The 25183-nt window shown below is 70.7% G+C and carries 30 protein-coding genes; 9 read left to right on the forward strand and 21 right to left on the reverse strand.

The features are described from left to right. Positions 1-55 precede the first annotated feature (55 nt). Together ABZ195_RS12540 and ABZ195_RS12545 are read right to left on the reverse strand one after the other, a co-directional pair. Entirely contained in the window at positions 56-670 is a 615-nt protein-coding gene (locus ABZ195_RS12540; RefSeq protein WP_355218044.1) for a TIGR02234 family membrane protein, read from the reverse strand. Beyond that, positions 667-2193 (reverse strand): anthranilate synthase component I, encoded by a 1527-nt coding sequence (locus ABZ195_RS12545; RefSeq protein WP_355218046.1) that lies wholly within the window; start codon positions 2191-2193, stop codon positions 667-669. The genes ABZ195_RS12540 and ABZ195_RS12545 overlap by 4 nt, the downstream gene beginning before the upstream one ends. 51 nt (positions 2194-2244) lie before the next feature. Between ABZ195_RS12545 and ABZ195_RS12550 the strand changes: the two genes are divergently transcribed. Genes ABZ195_RS12550 through ABZ195_RS12560 form a run of 3 tightly spaced genes read left to right on the forward strand, consistent with a single transcriptional unit; the run spans position 2245 to position 4132 of the window. Next, positions 2245-2700, forward strand: a complete 456-nt coding sequence (locus tag ABZ195_RS12550; RefSeq protein ID WP_355218048.1) for a peroxiredoxin — start codon at positions 2245-2247, stop codon at positions 2698-2700. Then, on the forward strand, positions 2697-3494 hold the full coding sequence (locus ABZ195_RS12555; protein ID WP_355218050.1) for an ATP-binding cassette domain-containing protein: 798 nt from the start codon (positions 2697-2699) through the stop codon (positions 3492-3494). The genes ABZ195_RS12550 and ABZ195_RS12555 overlap by 4 nt, the downstream gene beginning before the upstream one ends. Positions 3495-3499: 5 nt before the next feature. Beyond that, positions 3500-4132 carry a flavin reductase family protein gene (locus ABZ195_RS12560; RefSeq protein WP_355218052.1) on the forward strand — a complete coding sequence of 211 codons (633 nt, stop codon included), beginning with the start codon at positions 3500-3502 and terminating at the stop codon, positions 4130-4132. 3 nt (positions 4133-4135) lie between these two features. On the opposite strand, the gene hisI is transcribed toward ABZ195_RS12560, so the two are convergent. The 8 genes from hisI to hisD are packed head-to-tail and all read right to left on the reverse strand — an operon-like array spanning position 4136 to position 10504. Next, positions 4136-4486, reverse strand: coding sequence for a phosphoribosyl-AMP cyclohydrolase (hisI, locus tag ABZ195_RS12565; RefSeq protein WP_355218054.1), 351 nt, complete (start codon positions 4484-4486; stop codon positions 4136-4138). Then, positions 4483-5256 carry an imidazole glycerol phosphate synthase subunit HisF gene (gene hisF / locus ABZ195_RS12570; protein WP_355218056.1) on the reverse strand — a complete coding sequence of 258 codons (774 nt, stop codon included), beginning with the start codon at positions 5254-5256 and terminating at the stop codon, positions 4483-4485. The genes hisI and hisF overlap by 4 nt, the downstream gene beginning before the upstream one ends. A 2-nt stretch (positions 5257-5258) precedes the next feature. Beyond that, positions 5259-6074, reverse strand: a complete 816-nt coding sequence (locus tag ABZ195_RS12575) for an inositol monophosphatase family protein (RefSeq protein ID WP_355218058.1) — start codon at positions 6072-6074, stop codon at positions 5259-5261. Positions 6075-6080: 6 nt separating this feature from the next. After that, positions 6081-6824 carry a bifunctional 1-(5-phosphoribosyl)-5-((5-phosphoribosylamino)methylideneamino)imidazole-4-carboxamide isomerase/phosphoribosylanthranilate isomerase PriA gene (gene priA, locus ABZ195_RS12580; RefSeq protein WP_355218059.1) on the reverse strand — a complete coding sequence of 248 codons (744 nt, stop codon included), beginning with the start codon at positions 6822-6824 and terminating at the stop codon, positions 6081-6083. Beyond that, positions 6821-7441, reverse strand: coding sequence for an imidazole glycerol phosphate synthase subunit HisH (hisH, locus tag ABZ195_RS12585; RefSeq protein WP_355218061.1), 621 nt, complete (start codon positions 7439-7441; stop codon positions 6821-6823). Before hisH ends, priA begins: the two co-directional genes overlap by 4 nt. Beyond that, complete coding sequence (hisB, locus tag ABZ195_RS12590; RefSeq protein ID WP_355218063.1) at positions 7438-8058, reverse strand: imidazoleglycerol-phosphate dehydratase HisB; 621 nt, start codon at positions 8056-8058, stop codon at positions 7438-7440. Before hisB ends, hisH begins: the two co-directional genes overlap by 4 nt. Next, the gene (locus ABZ195_RS12595; RefSeq protein WP_355218065.1) at positions 8055-9191 is read right to left on the reverse strand and encodes a histidinol-phosphate transaminase; all 1137 of its coding nucleotides are present in this window, start codon (positions 9189-9191) and stop codon (positions 8055-8057) included. The genes hisB and ABZ195_RS12595 overlap by 4 nt, the downstream gene beginning before the upstream one ends. Next, positions 9188-10504, reverse strand: a complete 1317-nt coding sequence (gene hisD / locus ABZ195_RS12600) for a histidinol dehydrogenase (protein ID WP_355218536.1) — start codon at positions 10502-10504, stop codon at positions 9188-9190. The genes ABZ195_RS12595 and hisD overlap by 4 nt, the downstream gene beginning before the upstream one ends. A gap of 64 nt (positions 10505-10568) precedes the next feature. On the opposite strand from hisD, the gene ABZ195_RS12605 reads away from it, so the two are divergent. The 3 genes from ABZ195_RS12605 (at position 10569) to ABZ195_RS12615 (ending at position 12857) form a co-directional block, all read left to right on the forward strand. Further along, complete coding sequence (locus ABZ195_RS12605) at positions 10569-11000, forward strand: nitroreductase family deazaflavin-dependent oxidoreductase (RefSeq protein ID WP_355218066.1); 432 nt, start codon at positions 10569-10571, stop codon at positions 10998-11000. Further along, positions 10997-11632: a LysE family transporter gene (locus ABZ195_RS12610; protein ID WP_355218068.1), complete on the forward strand. Its 636-nt coding sequence runs from the start codon at positions 10997-10999 to the stop codon at positions 11630-11632. Before ABZ195_RS12605 ends, ABZ195_RS12610 begins: the two co-directional genes overlap by 4 nt. A 145-nt stretch (positions 11633-11777) precedes the next feature. After that, positions 11778-12857: a hypothetical protein gene (locus ABZ195_RS12615; RefSeq protein ID WP_355218070.1), complete on the forward strand. Its 1080-nt coding sequence runs from the start codon at positions 11778-11780 to the stop codon at positions 12855-12857. 2 nt (positions 12858-12859) lie between these two features. Here the strand turns inward: ABZ195_RS12615 and ABZ195_RS12620 are convergent, their stop codons facing one another. The 4 genes from ABZ195_RS12620 to nadA are packed head-to-tail and all read right to left on the reverse strand — an operon-like array spanning position 12860 to position 16868. Beyond that, on the reverse strand, positions 12860-13381 hold the full coding sequence (locus tag ABZ195_RS12620; protein WP_355218072.1) for a hypothetical protein: 522 nt from the start codon (positions 13379-13381) through the stop codon (positions 12860-12862). Between the two features lie 21 nt (positions 13382-13402). After that, the gene (gene nadC / locus ABZ195_RS12625; protein WP_355218073.1) at positions 13403-14269 is read right to left on the reverse strand and encodes a carboxylating nicotinate-nucleotide diphosphorylase; all 867 of its coding nucleotides are present in this window, start codon (positions 14267-14269) and stop codon (positions 13403-13405) included. Beyond that, complete coding sequence (locus ABZ195_RS12630) at positions 14269-15822, reverse strand: L-aspartate oxidase (RefSeq protein ID WP_355218075.1); 1554 nt, start codon at positions 15820-15822, stop codon at positions 14269-14271. Before ABZ195_RS12630 ends, nadC begins: the two co-directional genes overlap by 1 nt. Then, positions 15819-16868 (reverse strand): quinolinate synthase NadA, encoded by a 1050-nt coding sequence (gene nadA, locus ABZ195_RS12635; protein WP_355218076.1) that lies wholly within the window; start codon positions 16866-16868, stop codon positions 15819-15821. Before nadA ends, ABZ195_RS12630 begins: the two co-directional genes overlap by 4 nt. A 47-nt stretch (positions 16869-16915) precedes the next feature. Between nadA and ABZ195_RS12640 the strand changes: the two genes are divergently transcribed. Next, a complete protein-coding gene (locus tag ABZ195_RS12640; protein ID WP_355218078.1) occupies positions 16916-17608 on the forward strand; it encodes an NUDIX domain-containing protein in 693 nt (230 codons plus the stop codon). Positions 17609-17657: 49 nt separating this feature from the next. Then, on the forward strand, positions 17658-19010 hold the full coding sequence (locus ABZ195_RS12645; protein WP_355218079.1) for a lipase family protein: 1353 nt from the start codon (positions 17658-17660) through the stop codon (positions 19008-19010). On the opposite strand, the gene ABZ195_RS12650 is transcribed toward ABZ195_RS12645, so the two are convergent. Genes ABZ195_RS12650 through bioB form a run of 3 tightly spaced genes read right to left on the reverse strand, consistent with a single transcriptional unit; the run spans position 18943 to position 20829 of the window. Beyond that, positions 18943-19620 carry a DUF2567 domain-containing protein gene (locus ABZ195_RS12650; RefSeq protein ID WP_355218080.1) on the reverse strand — a complete coding sequence of 226 codons (678 nt, stop codon included), beginning with the start codon at positions 19618-19620 and terminating at the stop codon, positions 18943-18945. The two genes, ABZ195_RS12645 and ABZ195_RS12650, sit on opposite strands and share 68 nt — an antisense overlap. Further along, positions 19617-19817 carry a hypothetical protein gene (locus ABZ195_RS12655; protein ID WP_355218082.1) on the reverse strand — a complete coding sequence of 67 codons (201 nt, stop codon included), beginning with the start codon at positions 19815-19817 and terminating at the stop codon, positions 19617-19619. The genes ABZ195_RS12650 and ABZ195_RS12655 overlap by 4 nt, the downstream gene beginning before the upstream one ends. Position 19818: 1 nt before the next feature. Continuing rightward, a complete protein-coding gene (bioB, locus tag ABZ195_RS12660) occupies positions 19819-20829 on the reverse strand; it encodes a biotin synthase BioB (RefSeq protein WP_355218083.1) in 1011 nt (336 codons plus the stop codon). A 101-nt stretch (positions 20830-20930) separates the two neighbouring features. On the opposite strand from bioB, the gene ABZ195_RS12665 reads away from it, so the two are divergent. Next, a complete protein-coding gene (locus tag ABZ195_RS12665; RefSeq protein WP_355218084.1) occupies positions 20931-21518 on the forward strand; it encodes a TetR family transcriptional regulator in 588 nt (195 codons plus the stop codon). On the opposite strand, the gene ABZ195_RS12670 is transcribed toward ABZ195_RS12665, so the two are convergent. The 4 genes from ABZ195_RS12670 to ABZ195_RS12685 are packed head-to-tail and all read right to left on the reverse strand — an operon-like array spanning position 21471 to position 25157. Then, complete coding sequence (locus ABZ195_RS12670) at positions 21471-21989, reverse strand: 2'-5' RNA ligase family protein (protein ID WP_355218085.1); 519 nt, start codon at positions 21987-21989, stop codon at positions 21471-21473. The genes ABZ195_RS12665 and ABZ195_RS12670 overlap by 48 nt on opposite strands. 2 nt (positions 21990-21991) lie before the next feature. Further along, positions 21992-22666, reverse strand: a complete 675-nt coding sequence (gene bioD, locus ABZ195_RS12675; protein ID WP_355218087.1) for a dethiobiotin synthase — start codon at positions 22664-22666, stop codon at positions 21992-21994. Further along, complete coding sequence (locus ABZ195_RS12680) at positions 22663-23811, reverse strand: 8-amino-7-oxononanoate synthase (RefSeq protein ID WP_355218538.1); 1149 nt, start codon at positions 23809-23811, stop codon at positions 22663-22665. The genes bioD and ABZ195_RS12680 overlap by 4 nt, the downstream gene beginning before the upstream one ends. A gap of 50 nt (positions 23812-23861) precedes the next feature. Continuing rightward, positions 23862-25157 (reverse strand): adenosylmethionine--8-amino-7-oxononanoate transaminase, encoded by a 1296-nt coding sequence (locus ABZ195_RS12685; protein ID WP_355218089.1) that lies wholly within the window; start codon positions 25155-25157, stop codon positions 23862-23864. Positions 25158-25183 lie beyond the last annotated feature (26 nt).

Raw genomic sequence — 25183 nt, forward strand, 5'->3', positions numbered from 1 at the left:
GAAGTACCCAAATAATCACTTCCACGAAGGGTAGTCGCCAGCGCCGCACGGGCCGTCACCGCCCCTCGTCATCCTTCGGCGGCGAATCCGTGGTCGGGTCGCGACCGTCGTCGAGGGCATCCCAGATCATTCGTTCCGACATTCCGTCCTCTGGCGATTCCTGGCGCGCAGCCTCGCGCTTCGCCGCCGGAGCCAGGTACTTGCCAGGATCCTTCGTTCCCGTCTTGGCCGTGGCCGCCGACCGGACCAGCAGCACGGCACCGGTGAGCGCGCACACGGCGGCCACCAGCGTCAGGACCGCCCCGGCGTGGTGGCGCTGGGTGTCGATCAGCGCGGTCACCGGAATCTGCGCCAGATCGGCGGCGCGGGCCGCGACGTCGGGCACGACCCACAGGCCGATGCCCAGGTAGCCCATCCCGACCGTCGCCACCGCGACCAGGACCCCGACCAGTCTCAGCACCCAACCGCGCACCGCCAGGACGGCCACGGCCGCCGCCAGCGCGACCAGCGCCAGCGGCACCAGGGCCGTCGACCAGGTGGCTCCGTCGAGCGTCGTCGACTTGGGCTGACCGAGACCGTCGAACGAGGTCACGTCCACCCACGACATCCGCGACGCCACCCACAGCGCCAGCGCCGACGCCACCAGCAGAAGCTGCGCGATGCGGGTCACGGCGTCGTCAGGGTTTCCGCCGCAGCGATGGCGTTCAGAACCGCGCGGGCCTTGCTGGCGGCCTCGTTGAACTCGTACGGGCCGTTGGAGTCGGCGACGACCCCGCCACCGGCTTGCACGTACGCCGTGCCGTCACGCATGAGGGCGGTCCGGATGGCGATCGCGAAGTCGGCGTTGCCGGCGAAGTCGAGATACCCGAGCACGCCGCCGTAGAGACCGCGACGCGTCTTCTCCACCTCTTCGATCAGTTCCATCGCCCGCACCTTCGGGGCGCCAGACAGCGTCCCCGCCGGGAAGCACGCGGTCACCGCGTCCAGGGCGGTCTTGCCCTCCGCGAGACGACCGGTCACCGTCGACACCAGGTGCATCACGTGGCTGTAGCGCTCGATGTGGCTGTAGTCCTCGACCCGCACGGTGCCCGGCACGCAGACCCGGCCAAGGTCGTTGCGCCCGAGGTCGACCAGCATCAGGTGCTCGGCGCGCTCCTTCTCGTCGGCGAGGAGTTCCTTCTCGAGCAGGACGTCTTCCTCCTCGTCGGCGCCCCGCCAGCGGGTGCCCGCGATCGGGTGCGTCGTCGCCTTGCCGTCCTGCACGGTGACCAACGCCTCCGGGCTGGATCCCACGACCGAGAAGTCGAGTCCACCTTCGGCATTCGGTACGTTCAGCAGGTACATGTACGGGCTGGGGTTGGTTGCGCGCAGCATCCGGTAGACGTCGATGGGGTCGGCGGCAGTGTCCATCTCGAAGCGCTGCGACGGCACCACCTGGAAGGCCTCGCCCGCCTCGATGTCCCCGACGAGCTTCTCCACGATCGCCGAGTACTCCTCGACGGTGCGCTGCGCACGGTGCTCGGGCACGGGTCGGCTGAAGGTCGCGACCGCAGACGACAGGGGTTCGCCGAGGGCGGTGGTCATCACGTCGAGCCGCCGCACGGCGTCGTCGTAGGCCTCGTCGACCCGTTCGTCGGTGCCGTTCCAGTTCACCGCGTTGGCGATCAGGGTGATGGTGCCCTCGTGGTGGTCCACGGCGGCGATGTCGGTGGCCAACAGCAGCAGCATGTCGGGTAGCGCCAGATCGTCGACGGCGAGTGCGGGCAAGCGCTCCAGCCGTCGCACCATGTCGTAGGCGAAGAAGCCGACCAGCCCGCTCGACAGCGGCGGAAGCCCGGGCAGCGTCGCGGTGGACAGCACCTCGAGGGTGCTGCGCAGGGCCTCCAGCGGGTCGCCGCCGGTGGGAGCGCCCTGCGGGGTGACCCCGAGCCACACCGCGCGGTCGTCGCGGACCGTCAGCGCGGACGGGGCGCCGGCGCCGATGAACGACCATCGAGACCAGGACCGCCCGTTCTCGGCCGACTCGAGCAGGAACGTGCCGGGGCGATTGGCGGCGAGCTTGCGATACGCGGACAACGGCGTCTCGCTGTCCGCGAGCACCTTTCGCGTCACGGGGACCACGCGGTGATCCGCGGCCAGCGCCCGGAAGTCCTCGCGTGAGGTGGTGGTGGCCAGGTCGGCATGAGCGAGCACGGGACAATCCTCCCAGACGGCGTCGACCGGGCGGGCGTAGCGTAGGCGGCCATGAAGCGTGGTGACGTGGTCGATGAATTCGAACTTCCCGATCAGAACGGCACCGTTCGCAGTCTGACGAGCCTGCTCGCCGACGGCCCGATCGTGCTGTTCTTCTATCCGGCGGCGATGACCCCGGGGTGCACCAAGGAGGCCTGCCACTTCCGCGACCTGGCTGCGGAGTTCACCTCCGTGGGTGCCAGCCGCGTCGGCATCTCCACCGACGCCGTGGACAAGCAGGCCAAGTTCGCGCAAGAGCAGAAGTTCGACTATCCGCTGCTCTCGGACGTCGACGGCGCCGTGGCGACTCAGTTCGGCGTCAAGCGTGGCCTGCTCGGCAAGCTGATGCCGGTCAAGCGCACCACGTTCGTCATCGACACCGACCGCAGGGTGCTCGACGTGATCGCCAGCGAGATCAGCATGGACAGCCACGCGGACAAGGCACTCGAGGTGCTGCGTTCCCGGTGAAACCCGTTCTCCAACTTGACGACGTCACGTTCCGCCGCGACGGAAAGCAGATCGTCGACGGCATCTCGCTGACCGTCGACGAGGGCGAGCACTGGGCGCTGCTGGGTCCCAACGGCGCGGGCAAGAGCACGCTGCTGGGCTTCTGCGGCGCCATCACCTTCCCCAGTTCGGGCACCGTCCGCATCCTCGGCGAGCAGATGGGCCGCACCGATCTGGCGGCGTTGCGACGCCACATCGGCCACGTCAACCCGCGTCACCGACTGCAGCACCCCAGAACCGTTCGCGAGGTGGTGCTCACCGGCATCACCGGCACCAACGACTTGCCGCTGCGCTGGACGCCCACCGACGACGAACTCGAGCGCGCCGAGGCCATGATCGAGACCGTAGGGCTGACGCGCATCGCGGAGGGCTTGTGGCCCACCCTGTCCCAGGGTGAGCGCGGGCGGACTCTGATCGCGCGGGCGTTGATCTCGGGTCCGCGGCTGCTGCTGCTCGACGAGCCGTCCACCGGGTTGGACGTCGCCGCCCGCGAGCAACTCCTGGAGACGGTCGACTCACTGGGCCACGCCCATCCCGACGTCGCATCGATTCTGGTGACCCATCACCTCGAGGAACTGCCCACGACGACGACACATGCCCTCTTGATCGCCGAGGGCCGGACCGTGGCCAGCGGCCCGGCCCGGGAGACGATCACCACCGACACCGTCACGGCGGCCTTCTCGCACCCCGTCGAGGTCGGCTACCACGACGGCCGGTGGACCGCCCGCGCCAAGGCAACCCGGATGGAGGTCTGACCACGATGGCCCGACACGATGCGCACCACTACCGAACCGCCGAGGGCACGGGACTTCCGCACGACCCGCTCAACGCCATCATCGGGCCCCGGCCCATCGGCTGGATCTCCTCGGTCAGCGCCGACGGCGTGTTCAACCTGGCGCCCTACAGCTTCTTCAACGCGTTCAATTACCGGCCGGCCATCATCGGGTTCTCCTCGATCGGCTGGAAGGACACCGTCGCCAACGTCGAGGCCACCGGCGAATTCGTCTGGAATCTGGCCACCGCACCGCTCGCCCGGCAGATGAACGAGACCTCGGCGTCGATCCCCGCCGACCGCGACGAGTTCACCGTGGGCGACTTGACGGCCGTCCCGTCGTCGACGATCACGCCGCCGCGCGTGCTGGAGAGCCCCGTCAACTTCGAATGCCGCCTCACCCAACTAATTCGGTTGCACGACGTCGACGGCGAGGACGTTCCGACGTGGCTGGTGCTCGGCCAGGTCGTCGCCGCGCACATCGACCGGCACCTGCTGGTCGACGGCGTCTACGACACCGCGAAGGCGCGACCGATCCTGCGCGCCGGCGGACCCGCGGCGTACGCCGAGATCGGCCCGGAGGCGATGTTCGACATGGTCCGGCCCGACGACCGCAGCTAGCCCCTAGCCCTCGGGCGTCAGGAGCTGGTCGGCGTCGAAGCAGGTGTGCGCGCCGGTGTGACACGCCGCGCCGACCTGGTCGACTTCCAGCAGCACGGTGTCGCCGTCGCAGTCCAGCCGCACCGAGTGCACGAACTGGGTGTGACCGGAGGTCTCGCCCTTGACCCACTGTTCGCCGCGCGAGCGCGAGTAGTAGGTCGCCTTGCGGGTGGCCAGGGTCTGGGCCAGCGCGTCGTCGTCCATCCACGCCACCATGAGTACGTCCCCGGTGCCCCGCTCCTGGGCCACCGCGGCGAACAAACCGTTGGCGTCGCGCTTGAGGCGGCTGGCGATGGCCGGGTCGAGTGTCGTCACCTCACCACGATTCCCTCCGCGGCCATGGCCGCCTTCACCTGACCGATGGTCAGCTCCTTGAAGTGAAAGATGGTGGCGGCCAACACCGCATCCGCACCGGCCTGAACCGCGGGCGCGAAATGCTCCACCGCGCCCGCCCCACCACTGGCGATCACCGGAACGGTCACCGCCGCACGGACCGCCCGCAGCATCGCCAGGTCGAAACCCGCCTTCGTGCCGTCGGCGTCCATCGAGTTGAGCAGGATCTCGCCGACGCCGAGTTCGGCGCCGCGACGGGCCCATTCGACGGCGTCGATCCCCGTGCCGCGGCGCCCGCCGTGGGTGGTGACCTCCCAGCCCGAGGGCGTGGGTTGCGAACCCGCCGGCACGGTGCGGGCGTCGACGGAGAGCACGATGCACTGCGAGCCGAACTGCCGCGACAACTCGGCCAGCAGTTCGGGCCGGGCGATCGCCGCGGTGTTGACCGACACCTTGTCGGCGCCGGCGCGCAGCAACACGTCGACGTCGGCGACCGAGCGCACTCCCCCGCCGACGGTCAGTGGAATGAACACCTGCTCGGCCGTGCGCCGGACCACGTCGAGCATCGTCGAGCGACCCGCCGAGGACGCCGTCACGTCGAGGAACGTGAGCTCGTCGGCCCCCTCCGCGTCGTAGACCGCGGCGAGCTCGACCGGATCACCTGCGTCCCTGAGGTTCTCGAAGTTGACGCCCTTGACCACCCGGCCGGCGTCGACGTCCAGACACGGGATGACGCGCACTGCGACGTCCATGGTCAGTACTCCCCCGGTGAACCGACCGCGGCGGCGATCTCCAAGATCCGGGCGTGCACGCTGGGCACCCCGGCCAGGGCCGACTGCGAGGTCGGCGTCCAGTCCTCACCGGCGAGATCGGTGACGACGCCACCGGCGGCGCGAACCAGGGCAACCCCGGCTGCGTGGTCCCACACGTGGTGACCGAAGCTGATGGCCCCGCCCAGTACTCCGGCGCCGGTGTAGGCCAGGTCGATTCCCGTCGAACCATGCATGCGGATGCGGGAGCACCTGCGGCTCAACTGTTCGAGGAATGCCACCCGATAGCGGCCGGGGAACGCGCCGCGGGAGTCGACGTTGAACGTGCCGACGCCGACGATGGAATCCTTCAGCTCCGCGTTCTTCAGCGCAGGTTGGGCAACACCGTTGGCGTACAACGGGTCTCCCACCACGGCGGTGTAGCGAACGTCGTTGAACGGCAGCCAGGTGAGGCCGGCGATCGGCACCCCGTCGCGCAGCAAGCCCAGGAGAATGGCGGCCGTCGGCAACCCGGCGGCGTAGTTGAACGTCCCGTCGATCGGGTCGAGCACCCACACCAGGTGCGAGTCGATCGGCGCGCCACCGAACTCCTCGCCGTGCACCCCGATGCCGGTGGCCGTCTCCAGCGCCGTGACGACCTGGCGCTCGATGGCCAGGTCGACCTCGGTCGCGAAGTCGTTGCCCTTCTTCTTGACCGCGGACTGCGCCCCGTGGCCGGCGACGAAGGGCTTGGCGGCGGCGTCGAGGATCACCGACGCCTCGGCGACGAGTCCCCTGACGTCGGCGTCGTCCAGTGCCATCCCGGTCTACCGACTCACCGCGGCGAGTGCCTCGGGAAGGGTGAAACGTCCGGCGTAGAGCGCCTTTCCGACGATCGCGCCCTCGACGCCGACGCTCGTCAGCGTGGCGATGGCGCGCAGGTCCTCCAGGCTCGACACGCCGCCGGAGGCGATGACGGGCGCGTCGGTGCGCTCGGCGACTCCGGCCAGCAGTTCCAGGTTCGGACCGTTGAGCGTGCCGTCCTTGGTGACGTCGGTGACGACGAAACGCGAGCAGCCCTCGGCGTCGAGCCGCTCCAGCACCGGCCACAGGTCGCCACCGTCGGTCTCCCAGCCGCGGCCACGAAGCCGATAACGACCGTCCTCGAGCTTGACGTCGAGGCCGACGGCGACCTTGTCGCCGTGATCGGCCATCACCCGTGCGCACCACTGCGGGTTCTCCAGCGCAGCCGTACCGAGGTTGACCCGGGCGCAACCCGCGGCGAGCGCAGCGGTCAGCGACTCGTCGTCGCGGATGCCTCCGGAGAGTTCGACGGCGACGTCGAGTTTCGCGATGACCTCGGCGAGCAGTTCCCGGTTGGATCCCCGGCCGAACGCCGCGTCGAGGTCGACGAGGTGGATCCACTCGGCACCGTCGGTCTGCCACTGCATCGCCGCGTCGAGGGCGGAACCGTAGTCGGTCTCGCTACCCGCCACGCCCTGCACCAGGCGGACCGCCTTGCCGTCGACGACGTCGACCGCAGGCAGAAGAATCAGTGGTGCGTGTGTCACGAGAGCCCCTCGACCCAATTGGCGAGCAGCGTCGCGCCTGCGTCGCCGCTCTTCTCCGGATGAAATTGCGTGGCGCACAGCGCGCCGTCCTCCACTGCAGCCAGGAAGGGTACGTGGTGCGTGGCCCACGTCAGTCGCGCACTCGGATCGCCTTCCCACTTCTGGGCGGCATAGGAGTGCACGAAGTAGAACCGGGTGTCGGCGTCGAGGCCGGCGAAGAGCGTGCTGTCCGACGGGGCCTCGACGACGTTCCACCCCATGTGCGGAACCACCGGTGCGTCGAGTCGCACCACCGACCCGGGCCACTGACCGCAGCCGACACTCTCGACGCCGAACTCGACCCCGCGGCTGAAGAGGATCTGCATGCCGACGCAGATGCCCAGCACCGGGTGGCCCTTGGCCAGGCGGTCGGCGACGATCGCATCGCCGCGGACGCCGCGCAACCCGGTCATGCAGGCCTCGTAGGCCCCGACCCCTGGGACGACGAGTCCGTCGGCGGCGGCCGCCGCGGCGGGATCCGCCGTCACCTCGACCTCGGCACCCGTGCGTTCCAGGGCCCGTTGAGCCGAGCGCAGATTGCCCGAACCGTAATCGAGGACAACGACTTTCGTCGTCACAAACTCCCCTTCGTGGACGGCACGCCCGTCACCCGTGGGTCGGGCTCGACGGCCTGGCGCAGGGCACGAGCCACCGCCTTGTACTGGGCTTCGGTGATGTGGTGCGGATCGCGGCCGTAGAGCGTGCGCACGTGCAATGCGATCCGGGCGTTCATCGCCAGCGACTCGAAGACGTGCCGGTTGATGACGGTGTGGTACGGCACCGAGCTACCCGCGATCGTGCTGTGCACCATGTAGTCGGGCTCGCCGGTGTGCACGCAGTACGGCCGGCCGGACACGTCGACCGACGCGTGCGCCAACGTCTCGTCCATCGGGATGAAGGCGTCACCGAAGCGACGGATGCCCTTCTTGTCGCCCAGCGCCTCGGCGAGGGCCTGGCCCAGCACGATCGCCGAGTCCTCGACGGTGTGGTGCGCCTCGATGTCCACGTCGCCGGTGGCGTGCACCAGCAGGTCGAAGCTGGCGTGCGTGCCGAGCGAGGTGAGCATGTGGTCGTAGAACGGGACGCCGGTGGCGATGTCGACCTGGCCGGTGCCGTCGAGGTTCAGCTCGACGACGATGTCGGATTCCTTGGTCGTGCGCTGGACGCGGGCACGGCGTGCCGCCGGGGTGGTCATCGGGCTCCTACTGGGCTGCTGTCGGGGGACGTGGTGAGTTCTGAGTCGACGAGCCCGGCGCTGGCGTCGAGCAGCGCATCGTTCTCCTCGACCAGGCCGGTGGTGGCACGAAGGTAGCCGGGGATCCCGACGTCGCGGATGAGCACGCCCGCCTCCAGATATCGGTTCCAGGCCCGAGGCGCGTCGGCGAACTGCCCGAACAGGATGAAGTTGGCGTCGCTGGGGATGACCCGAAAGCCCATGCCCGTCAACGCCTTCGAGGTCCGATCGCGCTCGGCGATCAACCGCGCCACACTGCCGAGCGTGTCGTCGGCGTGCCGCAGCGCCGCCCGCGCGGCCGCCTGGGTGATCGACGACAGGTGATAGGGCAGTCGGACCAACAGCAACGCGTCGACCACGGCGGGATCGGCGACCAGATAGCCCAGCCGACCGCCCGCGAACGCGAACGCCTTGCTCATGGTGCGGCTGACGACAAGCGTGGCCGGGAAGTCCGCGAGCAACTCGACCGCGCTGGGCTGGGAGGAGAATTCGCCGTAGGCCTCGTCGACGATGACGATCCCCGGGGCCACCTCGAGCACGCGGCGCAGGTCCTCGAGCGCGATGCTCTGGCCCGACGGGTTGTTGGGACTGGTGAGGAAGACGACGTCGGGCCGTTTCTCGGTGACTGCCGCGACCGCGGCGTCGACGTCGAGGCCGAAGTCCTCGGAGCGGCTGGCCTGCAACCACTCCGTCTGCGTGCCGTCGGAGATGATCGGGTGCATCGAGTACGACGGGACGAAGCCCAGCGCACTGCGGCCGGGACCGCCGAAGGCCTGAAGTAGTTGCTGCAGAATCTCATTCGACCCGTTGGCCGCCCACAGGTTCGCCGTCGTCAGCGCGACGCCGGTCTGGGCGGTCAGGTACTCCGCCAGGTCCGAGCGCAACAGCGTCGCATCCCGGTCGGGGTAGCGGTGCAGCTCGCTCGCGGCGTCGCGTACCGAAGCCGCCACGTCGTCGACGAGCGCCTGCGTCGGCGGGTGCGGATTCTCGTTGGTGTTGAGCCGCACCGGAACCGACAGCTGCGGTGCGCCATAGGGCGACTTGCCCCGGAGGTCGTCGCGCAGCGGCAGGTCGGCGAGGCTGATCTTGCTCACTTCTCGAACCTCCGTCGGACGGCCTCCCCGTGCGCCGGCAGATTCTCGGCGTTGGCCAGGGTGACGACGTAGCCCGCGACGTCCTTGAGGGCCGCCTCCGAGTAGTCGACGACGTGGATGCCGCGCAGGAACGTCTGCACCGACAATCCGCTGGAGTGCCGGGCGCATCCCGCGGTGGGCAGCACGTGGTTGGACCCGGCGCAGTAGTCGCCGAGGCTGACCGGCGACCAGGGCCCGACGAACACCGCACCGGCGTTGCGCACCCGGGCCGCGACCGCCGGCGCGTCGACCGTCTGGATCTCCAGGTGCTCGGCGGCGTACGCGTCGACGGTCCGCAGACCCGCGTCGACGTCGTCGACCAGCACGATGGCGGACTGCCGTCCGGACAGGGCGGCGGTCACGCGCTCCCGGTGCACGGTGGTGGCCAGCTGCCTGGTGAGCTCGGCGTCGGTGGCGTCGGCCAGTTCGGTGCTGGTGGTCACCAGGACCGAGGCGGCCATCTCGTCGTGCTCGGCCTGACTGATCAGGTCGGCGGCGACGTGCACCGGATCGGCGGAATGGTCGGCGAGGATCGCGATCTCCGTGGGCCCCGCCTCGGAGTCGATCCCGACCTGTGAGCGACAAATGCGCTTGGCGGCGGTGACGTAGATGTTGCCCGGGCCCGTGATCATGTCGACCGGCGCCAACTCGGCGCCGTTGGTGTCGGTGCCGCCGTGGGCCAGCAGCGCGACGCCCTGCGCACCACCGACGGCCCACACCTCGTCCACGCCCAGCAGCCGCGCGGCGGCCAGGATGGTCGGGTGCGGCAGCCCTCCGAACGCGGCCTGCGGCGGGCTCGCGACGACCAGGGAATCGACCCCGGCGATCTGCGCGGGCACGACGTTCATCACGACGCTGGACGGATAGACCGCGTTGCCGCCGGGCACGTAGAGGCCCACCCGTTCGACGGGGACCCAGCGTTCGGTGACCGTGGCGCCGGGCGCCAGCGTCGTCGTCGAGTCGCTGCGGCGCTGATCCGAGTGCACGGCGCGGGCGCGCTCGACGGCGACCTCGAGGGCGGTACGGATCTCGGGGTCGAGGTTGGCGAGCGCCGAGTCCAGGGCGGCCACGGGCACCCGCACGGTCTCGGGGCGTACGCCGTCGAAGGACTCGCCGTACTCGAGGGCGGCCTCGGCGCCGCGGGCGACGACCGCGTCGACGATCGGACGCACCTTCGGCACGACCGCGTCGACGTCGACTCCGCCGCGTGGCAGCACGGCACGCAGCCGGGCGGTGGAGAGCTGCTCGCCACGCAGATCGATGCGGGACATCAGCTCGGACGACTCGTTCACGCCGTCTATTGTCCCAGAGCAGACAAATCAGAATCCGGGAGCCGCCATGTCGCCGTCCACCTCGCGCGAAGAACACCCCAATCACGCACCCGGCGTGCCGATGATCATCCCGGTGTGGCTGGAACGCTTCCAGATCAAGTACGTCAACCCGCTGCTCAAGCCGCTGTCGAAGCGGATGCCCGGGTTCGCGGTGATCTCGCATCGTGGTCGCACCTCGGGCAAGGCCTACGAGACCATCGTCACCGCCTATCGCAAGGGCGACGTGCTGGCGATCGGGCTGGTCCACGGCAAGACCAACTGGGTAAAGAACGTCCTCGCCGCCGGTGCGGCCGACATCCACGTCGGCCGCCAGGACCTGCACCTGGTGAATCCGCGGGTGCTGCCCGTGGGCACGGACGACGTCACGCTTCCGCGCATCCCCCGCATGTTGGCCAAGCGCCAGGGCACCTTCGTCGCCGACGTCGCGCCGTCGCCGTGACTCTGCAGATGTGGCTCGCGTTCCTCGTCGCGGCCATTCTGATCGCCGTCTCCCCCGGCGCGGGCGCCATCCAGGCGATGGCGACCGGCATGACTCACGGGGTGCGACGCGGGTACTGGAGCATCGCCGGCATGGAGGCCGGTCTGATGCTGCAACTCGCGCTGGTCGCGGTGGGCCTCGGTGCGGCGGTGGCCGGGTCGATCGTCGCGTTCAACGTCGTGAAGTGGATCGGCGTGGCATATCTGGTGTACCTCGCCGTGCGACAGTGGCGTTCGGTGAAGACCGACCTGCGCGCCCAGATCGGACCGGCAGGTGACGGCGGCCGGCTCGCGCTCCTGACCCGAGGCTTCCTGGTCAACGCCACCAACCCCAAGAGCCTGGTGTTCTTCCTGGCGGTCCTGCCGCAATTCGTGGTGCCCACGGCGCCACTGCTGCCGCAGTACGTGGCCATCGGCGCGACGATGGTCGCCGTCGACCTGGTCGTGATGGGGCTCTACACCGGGCTCGCCGTGCGACTCGTGCGGTGGATGCACACCCCACGCCAGCAGACCATCCTCAACCGGGTGTTCTCGGGTCTGTTCGCCACCGCGGCCGTCGTGCTGTCGCTGATGCGTCGGACCGCGACGACCTGACGAACCAAAACTGACGCTCGGGTCGAAGCTGGCAAACGCGCGCCGCGTTTGGTAAACATACGTTCACCATCCGACGCCCACGGTTCCGCCGACTGGGCGGCCTCTGATCGAGATGCCCGCTACCCCACCCAGGAGATGGTCAGCGATGAGCACTGCCACGCGAAAGTCCTTGTTCACGGCCGTGATTGCCACGGGGGTACTGACGGCCACCACGGGCGCCGTGCCGACCGTCGTGCCGACCGCAGCGCCCGAGCCCAGTCGAACCGTCACGCCACCCCTGTTCTACGTACCCTCACTTCTGGCAATGACACAGCCGTTTGCGCAGGCCAACGTGCAGGCTGGCCCGCAGCCGAGCGCAGTGCTGGCTGCCGCGGCCCGGACCGCCGAACGAGGCGCAGACACCGCACCGGCCACCCCCGCGGCCACCGCGGAGTTCTCCCGCCGCGACGTCACGCCGACGGGACCGAACAGGTTCGTCCCCGCGGTCGTGACCGGCCCGGCCACCCCAGCCGTCGGCGACGCGGCGCCGGCAGTCCGGTCGGCCGCCGTGCCGAACGCGGCCGCCCCGAACCAGGCCCTCGGCGACGTCGTGGGTTCGGTCTTCGCCGTCTTCGTCTCCAACGGGGCACCCGGTCAGAACGGCGGACTCCTCATCGGCAACGGCGGACCGGGGCTGCTGCCGGGGCAGAACGGCGGCAACGGCGGCCTACTCCTTGGCAACGGCGGCGACGGCGCACCCGGCGCCCGCGGTGGTTTCGGGGGTGACGGTGGCAACGCCGGGCTGTTCGGCAACGGGGGCAAGGGCGGCACGGGATCCCCGAGCATCGCCACCACCGGACCCGCGACGGCAGGCAAGGGTGGCAACGGTGGTAACGGCGGCCTGATCTCGGGCACCGGCGGCGCGGGCGGTGACGGCGGCGTGGCCTACAGCGTCGGTGGCACCGCGACCGGCGGGGCCGGCGGCACCGGTGGTCGCTCGGGCGTCGCCGGGCGGGGTGGCGACGGCGGGGCCGGCGGCTCCGCGACGGGCACCACGGGCGGCCGCGGCGGCGCGGGTGGTCACGGCGGGACCACCACCCTGGGCAAGGGCGGCAACGGCGGTCCGGGCGGCTCGGCGACCTCGACGACCGGAACCGCCACCGGCGGCACGGGCGGTGCCGGCGGCAGCGGCACCTCGACCGGCGACAGGGGTGCCGACGGCAAGGGTTCCGGCAGCGCGGGCTGAGGCTACTTGCAGCGTTCGGTCACCGCAGTGTTCTGGGTGTCCGCGGTGCGCAGACGAGCGGCCTGGGCCGGATCGCCGTTGGATACGCCGGCCGTCGCCGCCGCGCCGATGTCGAGGAGTGTATTGGCAAACTGCTTCACGGCGTCGGCGAGCTCGGTCGGCGTTGCCGGCTCGAGACGGGTGAGCAGATATTGGCCACCGTCGGACAGTGACAACCGGGCGTTGGCCGCCACGGCCAAGGCGCCGGTGACGTCACCCTCGCCACCGGGGCCCTGCAGGTTGGTGTTGAGCGACACGCCCTTGCGCACGACCTCGGTCGCCGAGCAAATGGCGGTCTTGGCGTCATTCTGCTGGGCAGCGGTATAGGTGGGTTCGGCCGCGCCGGTCGGGTTGTGCCGCAACGCCGTCCACGTCGACAGTCCGACTGCGACGAGCGCCAGCACCAGCGCGACGACGGCGACGGCCCCACTGCGGCTCGACGGAGGCGTGGAGCGTGACGCGGAATGCGGCTGAGTGGTCGACATGGCTGCAGCCTAGCTGGCCGGCTAGAGGTCCAGGCCCACGTCCAAAACCCGCACCGAATGGGTCAGCGCACCCACCGCCAGGTAGTCGACGCCGGTGCCGGCATAGGCGGCGGCATTGTCCAACGACAAGTTGCCCGAGGACTCCAGCAAAACCGCGGGCGCCGTGGCCGCTCGTCGCTGCACGGCCATCTGCGTCATCCAGACGGGAAAGTTGTCCAGGAGAACCAGTGGCGTGACGCCGAGATCCTCGCTCAGGATCAGGTCGAGCTGTTCGAGTGAGTCGACCTCGACTTCGACCGGCACGTCGGGCGCCAGCTGGCGGACCGCGTGCAGGGCCGCCACCACGGACCCCGCGGCGGCGACGTGGTTGTCCTTGATCAGCGCCGCGTCACCGAGCCCCATCCGATGGTTCACCCCGCCACCGACGCGGACCGCGTACTTCTGCAGTACCCGCAGACCCGGCAGCGTCTTGCGGGTGTCGCGGATCCTTGCCCCGGTGCCCTCGACCGCCTCCACCCAGGCCGCCGTGGTGCTGGCGATGCCGGACAGATGACACACCAGGTTCAGCATCGTGCGTTCGGCAGTCAGCAGCCCCCGCGTCGGCGCCTCGAGCACCAGCAGGGCCTCGCCCGGCTCTACTCGCGTCCCGTCCGCGACACGGGAGCGGACGTCGTACTCCCCCTCGCCGAGCACCTCGTCGAGAACCAGCAGTGCGACGTCGACGCCGGCGGCGACCCCACTCTGCCGCGTGGTCATCGCGGCCGTCGTGGTGGCGTCGGCGGCGACCGTCGCCAGTGACGTCACGTCGGGCCCGTAGCGGAGGTCCTCGGCCAGCCCGCGGGCGATGACCGCCCTGGCGTCGTCGCGTTCGTCGCCGGTGAGGTTCATCAGCAACACACCTCGGCGTCGAGTCGGACGTCGACGCTGACCGCACGTGTCGGGTCGACGTCGGGATGGTCGGCGCGGTGATGGCACCCGCGGGACTCCAGCCGGGCCTGTGCCGCCGCGACCACCACCGATGCGGTAGCCGTCAACGCTGCATCCTCGAAGTCGTTGCGAGAGTTGAGATTCGAGGGCTGGGCCGAGCCGAGGAGCTCGACGACTCGCGCCAACCCCTCCGCGTTTCGCACCACCGAGGCGTGCCGACTCATGGCGCCCTGGAGCTCAGCCCGGTTGGCTGCCACCCGGGCGACGGGGTCGACGACGGCGCGGGGCGACCCCGCGTCGGCGGCGTGGTCGGCGGCCGCCGAGCCGGCCCGGCGCCCGACCACCAACCCCTCGAGCAGACTGTTCGACGCCAGTCGGTTGGCGCCGTGCATCCCCGTGCGAGCCACCTCGCCCGCGGCGAAGAGGCCCGGCAACTCGGTACGCCCGCACACGTCGGTGACGACACCGCCACAGCTGTAGTGCGCTCCGGGGACCACCGGAATGAGTGCGACGGTGGGGTCGACCCCAACGGCGAGGCAGGCCGCGTCGACGGTCGGGAACCTGCGGGCGAAGTCCGCGACGCCGCGCGCGTCGAGGTAGACGCACGGGTCACCGGTCTGGGACAGGCGTGCGTCGACGGCCGCGGCCACCACGTCGCGCGGCGCGAGGTCGCCCATCGGGTGCAGGCCTGCCGTCACCGATTGCCCGCGGGAGTCGACGAGTACCGCACCTTCGCCGCGCAGGGCCTCGGTGATCAACGGTCGGCGGCCGCCGCCATGACCGTCGAAGAGCATCGTCGGGTGGAATTGGATGAACTCGACGTCGCTCACCGGCAGTCCGGCCCACAGTGCGAGCGCGATGCCGTCGCCCGTCGACCCCTCCGGATTGGTCGTCGCCGAGTACAGGTGACCGAGTCCCCCGGTGGCGATGATGACCGACGGGGCATGGATCACGCCGAGGCCGTCTCGATTGCGGACGAGCAACCCGGTGACGGCGTCACCATCGTGAATGATCTGCAGCGCAACGTGATCGAGCCTGACGTCCAACGTGCGGGCGGCCTGGTCGAGGGCGCGCTGCACCTCGGCGCCGGTGGCGTCACCGCCGGCATGGACGATCCGGCGACGGGAGTGCCCGCCCTCGCGGGACAGCGACCATCGCCCCGGCGCGGACTCGTCGAATCGCGCGCCGTCGTCGACCAGTGCCGCCACCGCGGAGTGCCCGTCGGCGACGATCGACGTGACCGCCACCGGATCGCACAGGCCGCCGCCCGCGGCGACGGTGTCGGCGACGTGCGCCTCGACGCTGTCGTCGGTGCGCGGCACCACGACGGCGATGCCGCCCTGGGCGTAGAACGTCGCGGTGGCACCCTCGGCGCGAGATGCCTTGCTGAGCACCACGACCCGGCTGCCGCTACGGTGCGCGGCCAGGGCCGCGGCCAGTCCGGCGACACCGGTGCCGACGACGACGACGTCGGCCCGCTGCTGCCAGCGGCCGGAACCGCCGCAGCCCGTCATTCCCCGCCGCCGGGCTGACCGATCTCGATCATCCGCTGCACGCTGCGTCGACCCGCCGCCGCCACCTCGGGGTCGACGTGGACCTCGTCGGCGCCCTCCATCAGGCACCGCATCAGCGCGGCCGGCGTGATCATCTTCATGTATCCGCAGGACGCCCGGTCGTTGACCGCCTGGAAGTCGACGTCCGGTGCGGCGCGGCGCAATTGGTGCAGCATGCCGATTTCGGTCGCCACCAGGACCTGGCGGGCGGTGGTCTGGCGGGCGGCCTCCAGCATGCCTCCGGTCGACAGGATCTTCACCCGGTCGTCGGGTACGGCGCCCTCGCCTGCGAGGTACAGCGCCGAGGTGGCGCAGCCGCATTCGGGGTGCACGAACAGCTCGGCGTCCGGGTGGGCCTTGGCCTGGGCGGCGAGCTCGTCGCCGTTGATCCCGGCGTGCACGTGGCACTCGCCGGCCCAGACGTGCAGATTCGTACGTCCGGTGACCCTGCGGACGTGCGCACCGAGGAACTGGTCGGGGCAGAACAGCACCTCGCGGTGCTCGGGGATGGACGCGACGACCTCGACCGCGTTGGCCGACGTGCAGCAGACGTCGGTGAGGGCCTTCACCGCTGCCGTGGTGTTGACGTAGGACACCACCACGGCGTCGGGGTACTCGGCCTTCCACGCCCGCAGATCGTCGGCGGTGATGGAGTCGGCCAGCGAGCACCCCGCGCGTTGATCGGGGATCAGCACGGTCTTCTCGGGACTGAGGATCTTCGCGGTCTCGGCCATGAAGTGCACACCGCAGAACACGATGGTGTCCTCGGGCGCCTCGGCGGCGATCCGTGACAGCGCCAAGGAGTCCCCGACGTGGTCGGCCACGTCCTGGATGGCGGGCAGCTGATAGTTGTGCGCGAGGACGGTGGCGTTGCGCAGGTCGGCGAGGCGCCGCACCTCCGCCGCCCACTCCTCGTCGGCGACAACTCCGCCGTAGCCGGCGGGACCGTTTGTGATGCGCGCGGTCCAGCCGCCGCGTGACTCAGTGGTGAGGTCGGTGACCGTCATGGCGGCTCCTTTGATCCTGACGGGGTTTTCGACTTATGATCGAAAACATGCCCAATACTAACACCGCGCACGAGGTGCTCGCCGTCGTGTTTCAAGTTCGGCAGCTCGCGACGCCTCGTCCGCAGCTCAGCGTGCTGCTGTGGGAACGGGCGATGGAACCCGAGCGGGGGGCGTGGTCCCTTCCCGGAGGGGGGCTGCGACACGACGAGGACATGACGAGTTCGGTGCGTCGTCAACTCGCCGAGAAGGTCGACCTCCGCGAGGTCGCCCATCTCGAACAGCTCGCGGTGTTCTCCGACCCCGCCCGCGTGCCGGGTCCCCGCACCATCGCCTCGACGTTCCTCGGCCTGGTGCCCTCCCCCGCCACCCCCGAGCTGCCACCCGACACCCGGTGGCATCCCGTGGACGCGTTGCCGCCGACGGCGTTCGACCACGGACCGATGATCACTCACGCCCACGCCAGGCTGATCGCGAAGCTCTCCTACACGAACATCGGTTTTGCCCTGGCGCCAAGGGAATTCGCGCTGTCCACGCTGAAGGACGTGTACGACGCGGCGCTCGGCTACCAGGTCGACGCCACCAATCTGCAGCGCGTCCTGGCCCGCCGCGGCGTGATCGTCGCGACCGGGAGCACCGCGAAGTCGGGCCGAAGCGGCGGCCGGCCCGCCGCGATGTACCGCTTCACCGAGGCCCGATACCGGGTCACCGACGAGTTCGCCGCGCTGCGCCCGCCGACGTGAAGTCAGCCCCCAAATGGGCTTTAAGGAATCCGTAAGAGACAATGGCGCGATGGACTCTGGCAGTGCTGCCGTCTCGACCGGTGCCGAGTGGATCGGACGACCGACCCACGAGGAGCTTCGACGCAAGGTCAGGCCGCTGCGGCCCGAGGATGATCCCTTCCATCTGCCGCCCGCCGGATTCGAGCACGCCAAGCCCGGAACGGTGCTCCGGTCACGCGACGTCGAGCTTGCGTTCCTCGGTCTGATCCCGCAGAAGTTGAGCGCCACCCAGCTGCTCTACCGCTCGACGGACCTCAACGGTCTGCCGCAGGCCGTCGCGACCACGATCGTCGTGCCCGCCGACCGGCCCGCCGCCAGCTTGGGACCGATCCTGTCCTACCAGTGCGCGATCGACGCCGTGGCAGGCAGCTGCTTCCCCTCCTACGCCCTGCGGCGCGGCGCCAAGGCCACCGGAGCACTGGCCCAATTCGAATTCCTGCTGATCTCCGCTGCTCTCGCCGAGGGCTGGGCGGTGTCGATCCCCGACCACGAGGGCCCCCTCGGCATCTGGGGCGCGCCGTACGAGCCCGGCTACCACGTGCTCGACGGTCTGCGCGCAGCCCTGAACACCGATGCGCTCAACCTGTCCGACGAGGCCCCAATTGGACTGTGGGGGTACTCCGGCGGCGGACTGGCCACCGCGTGGGCGACGGAGGTCCAGGCGACCTACGCACCCGAACTCAACGTCGTCGGGGCGGTCCTCGGCTCCCCGGTCGGCGACCTGGGCAACACGTTCCGGCGGCTCAACGGCAGCTTCTTCTCCGGCCTACCCGCCCTGGTGGTCGCCGCCCTGTCCCACGTCTACCCCGACCTCGACCGCGTGATCAACCAGCACGTCACCGTCGAGGGCAAGACCATGCTGAGCGACATCCAGAGGATGACCACCGCCAAGGCCGTCATCAAGCTCATCGGCAAGGACATGGACGACATGGTCGACGAGCCGCTGGAGAACATCCTGCGTACACCCGAGGTGCAGCACGTCTTCGACAGCATCAAGCTCGGCACCGCGGCGCCGGGCTTCCCGGTGCTCGTCGTGCAGGCCGTGCACGACCGCATCGTCTCCGTCGCCGACATCGACGAGCTCACCGAGACCTACAGCTCCGGTGGCGCCGACGTCACCTACCACCGCGACATGCTCAGCGAGCACATGCTGCTGCACCCGCTGTCGGCGCCGATGACGCTGCGCTGGTTGCGAGACCGCTTCGCCGGCCGACCGCCGTCGAGCAAGCGGGCGCGGACCAAGTGGCCGACGTTGCTCAACCCCTCCACCTACCGGGGCATGCTCCGGCTCGGGCTCATCTCGGCGAAGGTGGCCGCAGGTCGGAAGGTGGATCGACTCCCGCTGTCGGAGCTGGACCGCTGAGCCCGTCCGGCGTCACCAGGAAGGGCACCTCCTCGGGCGGCCACGCCCCGAGGTCGTCGCGCTTGGTCGACAGCGCGCAGAGGGCGTAGACCAAGGCGGCCACCCCCGCGGGGATGACGACCGACGCCGCGATCTGAAACGGGCCGCTGCCGAAGAAGACCGACGCCGCCTCGTGGGTGTAGAACACCCGGTGCTCCGGTGAGACCGGGGCCGCCATCACGTCGACCGCACCGTGGCGCCAGCGGGCCACGGCCGTGCCGACGCCGGCCGCGGCACCGGCGGCCGCGAGCGAGCCCACCGAGAGGGCCGCGACCATCGTCGGGCCCCGGTACGGCCGCCACTGCCACGCCGCGACCGCGGCGGCCACCGCCATCACGAAGAGCAACCCGGACATCACGAAGGCGCCGAGGAACAACAGGTCGGACTCGTCGCCGACGTACCCGCGCACCCGGTCACCGGACTTGGTCAGCGCGATGACCAATTGGATCGGCGGGGCGAGCCACGCCCAGGCCAGCCCGACCACGACGCCCGCGACGACGAGCGCCAACGCCACCCGGATCGCCGCCCGAATCCGAGACAGCCGCGGTGGAGCGGGGTCGTTCGTCGTCATCGCCTCGTCTCCAGATCCTTCGAGTCCAGCTCGCCGTGCCTCGAGCACTTGGCCGACCACCCGTCCGGGCGGACCTGGACGATCATCCGCCGCCCACAGTCGGCGCAGAACCGTGGGGGTTCGAGCCCGAGCCGAGCGGCGGTCGGCACGCTGCCGCCCTCCGGTTCACCGGTGTAGACGTTGAACTTGGTGGACACGTCAGATCGTCGCGTTGAGTGCCTTGATCGGCATTTGAAGATCCTCGAGCAGTTCGAGGTCGGACTCGGCGGGGCGGCCCAGGGTGGTCAGGTAGTTGCCGACGATCACGGCGTTGATGCCACCGAGGATGCCCTGCTTGGCGCCGAGGTCGCCGAGGGTGATCTCACGACCGCCCGCGAAGCGCAGCATGGTGCGGGGCATCGCCAGCCTGAAGGCCGCCACCGCGCGCAACGCATCAGCGGCGGGCAGCACCTCGAGGTCACCGAACGGGGTGCCCGGACGCGGGTTGAGGAAGTTCAGCGGCACCTCGTGAGGGTTCAGCTCGGCGAGGTTGGCGGCGAACTCGGCACGCTGCTCCAGCGACTCGCCCATGCCCAGGATGCCGCCGCAGCAGACCTCCATGCCGGCCGCGCGCACCATCTCCAGCGTGCCCCAGCGCTCCTCCCACGTGTGGGTGGTGACGACATTGGTGAAGTACGACCGGGCGGTCTCGAGGTTGTGGTTGTAGCGGTGCACGCCCATGTCGGCGAGCCGGTCCACCTGCTCCTGGGTCAGCATGCCCAGCGAGCACGCGATCTGGATGTCGACCTCGTTGCGGATGGCCTCGATGCCGGCGGCGACCTGGGCCAGCAGGCGCTCGTCGGGGCCGCGGACCGCGGCGACGATGCAGAACTCGGTGGCCCCGGACTTCGCGGTCTGCTTGGCCGCCTCGACCAGGCTGGGGATGTCGAGCCACGCGCTGCGCACGGGCGAGGCGAACAGCCCGGACTGCGAACAGAAGTGGCAGTCCTCGGGGCAACCGCCGGTCTTGAGGCTGATGATGCCCTCGACCTCGACTTCGGGTCCGCACCACTTCATGCGCACGTCGTGCGCCAGCGCGAGAAGGTCCTCGAGGCGTTCGTCGGGCAGCTCGAGTACCGCGAGCACCTGCTCCTGGGTGAGGCCTTCGCCGCGTTCTAGTACCTGCTCTCGAGCCAGATCCAACACGTCCGCGCCTACCCCTGAAGCCATCTGCGTCACTCCGCCACTCCTCCTGCACCATGAACTTGAACGGTGTTTAGGCTACAGGTGTGCACTCAGCCCGACGCCACGCCCGGTCAGATGTGGTCGACATGGCCGCCAAGCTGCTCGACGACTACGGCATCGCCGACCTCACCATGCGTCGGCTGGCGCGCGAACTCGGCGTCACCCCCGGCGCTCTCTACTGGCACTTCGCCGACAAGCAGTCCCTGCTCGGCGCCGTCGCCGACCGGATCCTGGTCTCGACGGCGTCCGCCCCGGACGGCCCCTGGGCCCGGCGGGTGCACCTCATCTGCACCGGCCTGCGCAACGCCCTGCTGTCCACCACCGACGGCGCCGAACTGGTCTCGGCCAGCTTCGCGGCGGGTAAGTCCGATCGGATGGCGGCGATCCTCGACCGGCTCACCGGCGCCGCGGCCGAGGCCGGCATCGACGCCTCGCACGCCGACCTGGCAGCCCGCTCGGTGCTCTACTACGTGCTCGGCTTCACCGCAGACGAACAGTCCCGGTTGCAGTGGGACGCCGCCGGGGCGCTGCATCAGGACCAGTCCGTGATGGCCACCGATCCCAACGGCCGCTTCACCTTTGGGCTGCGCCTGCTGGTCGACGGGGTGGCCGCGCACGCGTCCGCGTCACGCGATCACGGTGTCGACCCGGGCGTCACCGTCCCAGCGCCGTAGCCCGGCGAAGGCACCGACCAGATCGTCGGACGCCACGGCCTCCAGCGCCGCGGCGAGGTCGGCGGGCGGCAGACGACGGGCCAGCGTGACGTGCGGCGTCCACTGCCCCGGCCGGGCGTGCGGGAACACCTCCGACCGCACGTGTGGTGCGCAGACCTCGTCGACCGCGGCGTGCAGGCCCAGCAGCGCCGCCGACGGCACGATCAGCCGGGCCAGGACGACCGACGAACGGCCGAAGACCAGGGGGGCGCCCACGTGGCACGGCAGCGGCAAGCGCTCGGACAACTCGCGCAGCGCAGCGTCGACCGCCGGGTCGACGTGGTCGGCGACGGTGAGCGTGACGTGCGGACGGTTGGTCGGCGACCGGTGCCGGGCCTGGCTGGGAAGCCCGGCGTCGGCCAGCGCGGCCCACTGACCGCGGATGGCGGCGTCGGTGGCCTCGTCGAACAGCAACTCGACGGAATGGGCCATGCCTAGAGGCTCCGCACCCACTCGGCGTCGAAGGCGGCCGCGCTGAGGTCGGCGAAGGCCGCCGGCCCCAAGGCACCGGCTCCGCTCGGCAGCGCCGCCCGCACCGGTGCGATGCGTTCGAGCGCCGTCCGGTTGGTCTCCTCGACGACCCCCGGCTCGTCAGGCCACGCGCCGACCACCAGACCGGCGCACGGAAGGCCAACGGCGGCAAGGGCTTCGGAGGTCAGCGCCGCGTGGTTGAGGGTGCCGAGGCCGGCCCGCGCCACGACGAGCACCGCGGCGCCCAGGTCGACCGCCAGATCCCGCAGCGTCACTCCCCCGGCACCGAGCTCGACCAGCAACCCGCCCGCGCCCTCGACGATCACGAGGCGACCGGGATCCACGGCACCGCCGACGAGCTCGACGAGCTCAGCCCGCGTCGGCAACGGCTGCCCGGCCCGCCGCGCCGCGGCGACCGGGGCCAGCGGCTCCGGGTACCGCCAGCCCGGGATCAGTGCGTCGACGCCGGAGAGCCGGCCGACCTCCTGCAGGTCGTCGTCGCCGTCGTCGGTCCCGGTCTGCACGGGCTTGCACACCGCCACGTCCAGGCCCGCCAGCCGGGCGTGGCACGCCAGCGCCGCCGTGGCGATGGTCTTGCCGACGCCGGTGTCGGTGCCCGTCACGATCAGAGTGCTCATCGACGGGAATCCGACCGCACCTGGGACAGCACGTCGGTCAGCACGCCGCACGCCTGGTCCACCTCGGCGGGGGTCAGCGAGGCACGCGCCGTCAACCGCAGCCGTGACGTGCCGGCCGGCACCGACGGCGGGCGGAAGCACCCGACGCGCAGCCCTCGGTCCAGGCACGCCGCGGCCGCCGCGAGTGCCACCTCGGGCTCGCCGAGGACGACCGACACCACCGCCGACTCAGGCGCGACGGACACGCCGCACGTCGTCGCAAGGGTCGCGGCGTGCCGCCGCACCGCCTCGGCCCGCCACGGTTCGTCGACCAGGACCTCCAGGGCGGCGAGTGCCGCGCCGACCGCAGCCGGGTTGAGGCCGGTGTCGAAGATGAACGGCCGGGCCGCGTCGACCAGGTGCGCGCGTACCGCGGCCGGTCCCAGCACCACACCGCCCTGACTGCCGAGCGCCTTGGACAGCGTCGTCGTCACGACCACGTCGGCAGCGCCCGCCAGACCTACCTCGGCGACCAGGCCGCGGCCGCCGACACCGCGCACCCCGAGCCCGTGGGCCTCGTCGACGACCAGCAGGGCGCCGTGACGGCGGCACGCGTCGTGCAGGTCGCGCAGCGGGGCTAGCACGCCGTCGGCGCTGAACACCGAGTCGGTGACCACCACGGCACGTTCCTCGGACCGGTCGCGCAGCGCCGCGTCCACGGCGTCGACGTCGCGGTGCGGTGTCACCACGATCCGCGCCCTCGACAGGCGGCACGCGTCGACCAGCGACGCATGGGTCAACGCGTCGGACACCACGACCGACCCGGGCCCGGAGAGCGACACCACCGCCCCGAGGTTGGCGGTGTACCCGGAGGAGAAGACCAGCGCCGACTCGGCTCCGACGAACTCGGCGAGCGCCGACTCGAAGCGTTCGTGCAGGGCGGTGTTTCCGGTGACCAGCCGCGAGCCCGTCGACCCTGCGCCCCAGGCGTGCAACGCCGCGACGGCGCCGTCGACGACGCGGGGATGGTGCGACAACCCGAGGTAGTCGTTGGAGGCGAGGTCCAGACCGGCGTCCCCGGCGTCGCGGACGCGCAAGGACCGCCGCAGCCCGGCCGCGCGGCGCTGCTGCGCGACGTCGTCGAGCCACGCCAGCGGGGACGTCATCGCTCGTGTCACGGCTGATCCCTCCGATCTCACACCCACCTGAACGGCGTTCAGGTTAGCGCACGCGCGACCGCCACCATCGCCGAGCAGATCGTCGCCACCTCCTCGGACGTGCACACGTACGGCGGCATGGCGTAGACCAGCTTGCCGAACGGGCGCAGCCACACACCGTGGGCCACGGCCGCGGCCGTGGCCACCGCCATGTCGACCGGCTCGCGCATCTCGACCACGCCGATGGCGCCCAGCACCCGCACGTCAGCCACGCCCGCCAGCTCGCGGGCCGGTTCGAGCCCGGCACGCAGATCCGTCTCGATCTCCCCCACCCGCGTCCGCCAGTCCTGACCGAGGAGCAACTCCACCGACGCCACCGACACCGCGCACGCCAGGGCGTTCGCCATGAACGTCGGGCCGTGCATCAACGCCCCCGGCTCGCCGTCGCTGATGGTGGTGGCGACCTGCCGCGTGCACAACGTCGCCGCCAAGGTGAGGTAGCCGCCGGTCAGCGCCTTTCCGACGCACATCACGTCGGGCCGGACGCCGGCGTGGTCGGCGGCGAACAGCTCACCGGTGCGGCCGAATCCCGTCGCGATCTCGTCGAAGATCAACAGCACGTCGTGCCGAGTGCAGGCGGCACGCAGATCGTTCAGGTACCGCGGGTCGTGGAAACGCATGCCGCCGGCGCCCTGGACCACCGGCTCGACGATCACCGCCGCGACCTCGTCGGCGTGCTCGGCGAGCAGCCGCTCGAAGGCCGCACCGTAGGCCGGGTCGTACTCGGCGGGCACCTGCGGCGCGAACACCTGCGAGACCAGCACGTCGGTCCAGATCGAGTGCATTCCGCCGTCGGGGTCGCACACGCTCATCGGCGTGAACGTGTCGCCGTGATATCCGCCCCGCCACGTCATCAGCCGGTGCTTGCCGGGCCTGCCCCGGCTGCGTTGGAACTGCAGGGCCATCTTCGCGGCCACCTCGACGGCCACCGAGCCGGAGTCGCTGAAGAACACCGCGTCCAGCCCCTCGGGGGTGATCTCGACCAGCAACTGCGCCAGCCGGGCCGCCGGCTCGTGGGTCAGACCGCCGAACATGACGTGGTTCATCGTCGAGAGCTGACGGGTGATCGCCTCGTCGAGCACCGGATGGCCGTGCCCGTGGATCGCGGTCCACCACGAGCTCATCGCGTCGATCACGTCGACGCGGCGGCCGTCGTCGTCGACGACCGTCAACGACGCTCCGCGGGCAGCCACCGCGACGAGCGGCGGGATCGCGTCGGTGGCGATCCGGCTGTACGGATGCCACACGTGCGCAGCGTCGATGCGGCTGATCTGCTCGGGCGTCAGCGGCGGCATGGAACGACCGTATCGCCTTCGGTTGG

The organism is Mycobacterium sp. NPDC006124 (assembly GCF_040614235.1).
Lineage (GTDB): Bacteria > Actinomycetota > Actinomycetes > Mycobacteriales > Mycobacteriaceae > Mycobacterium.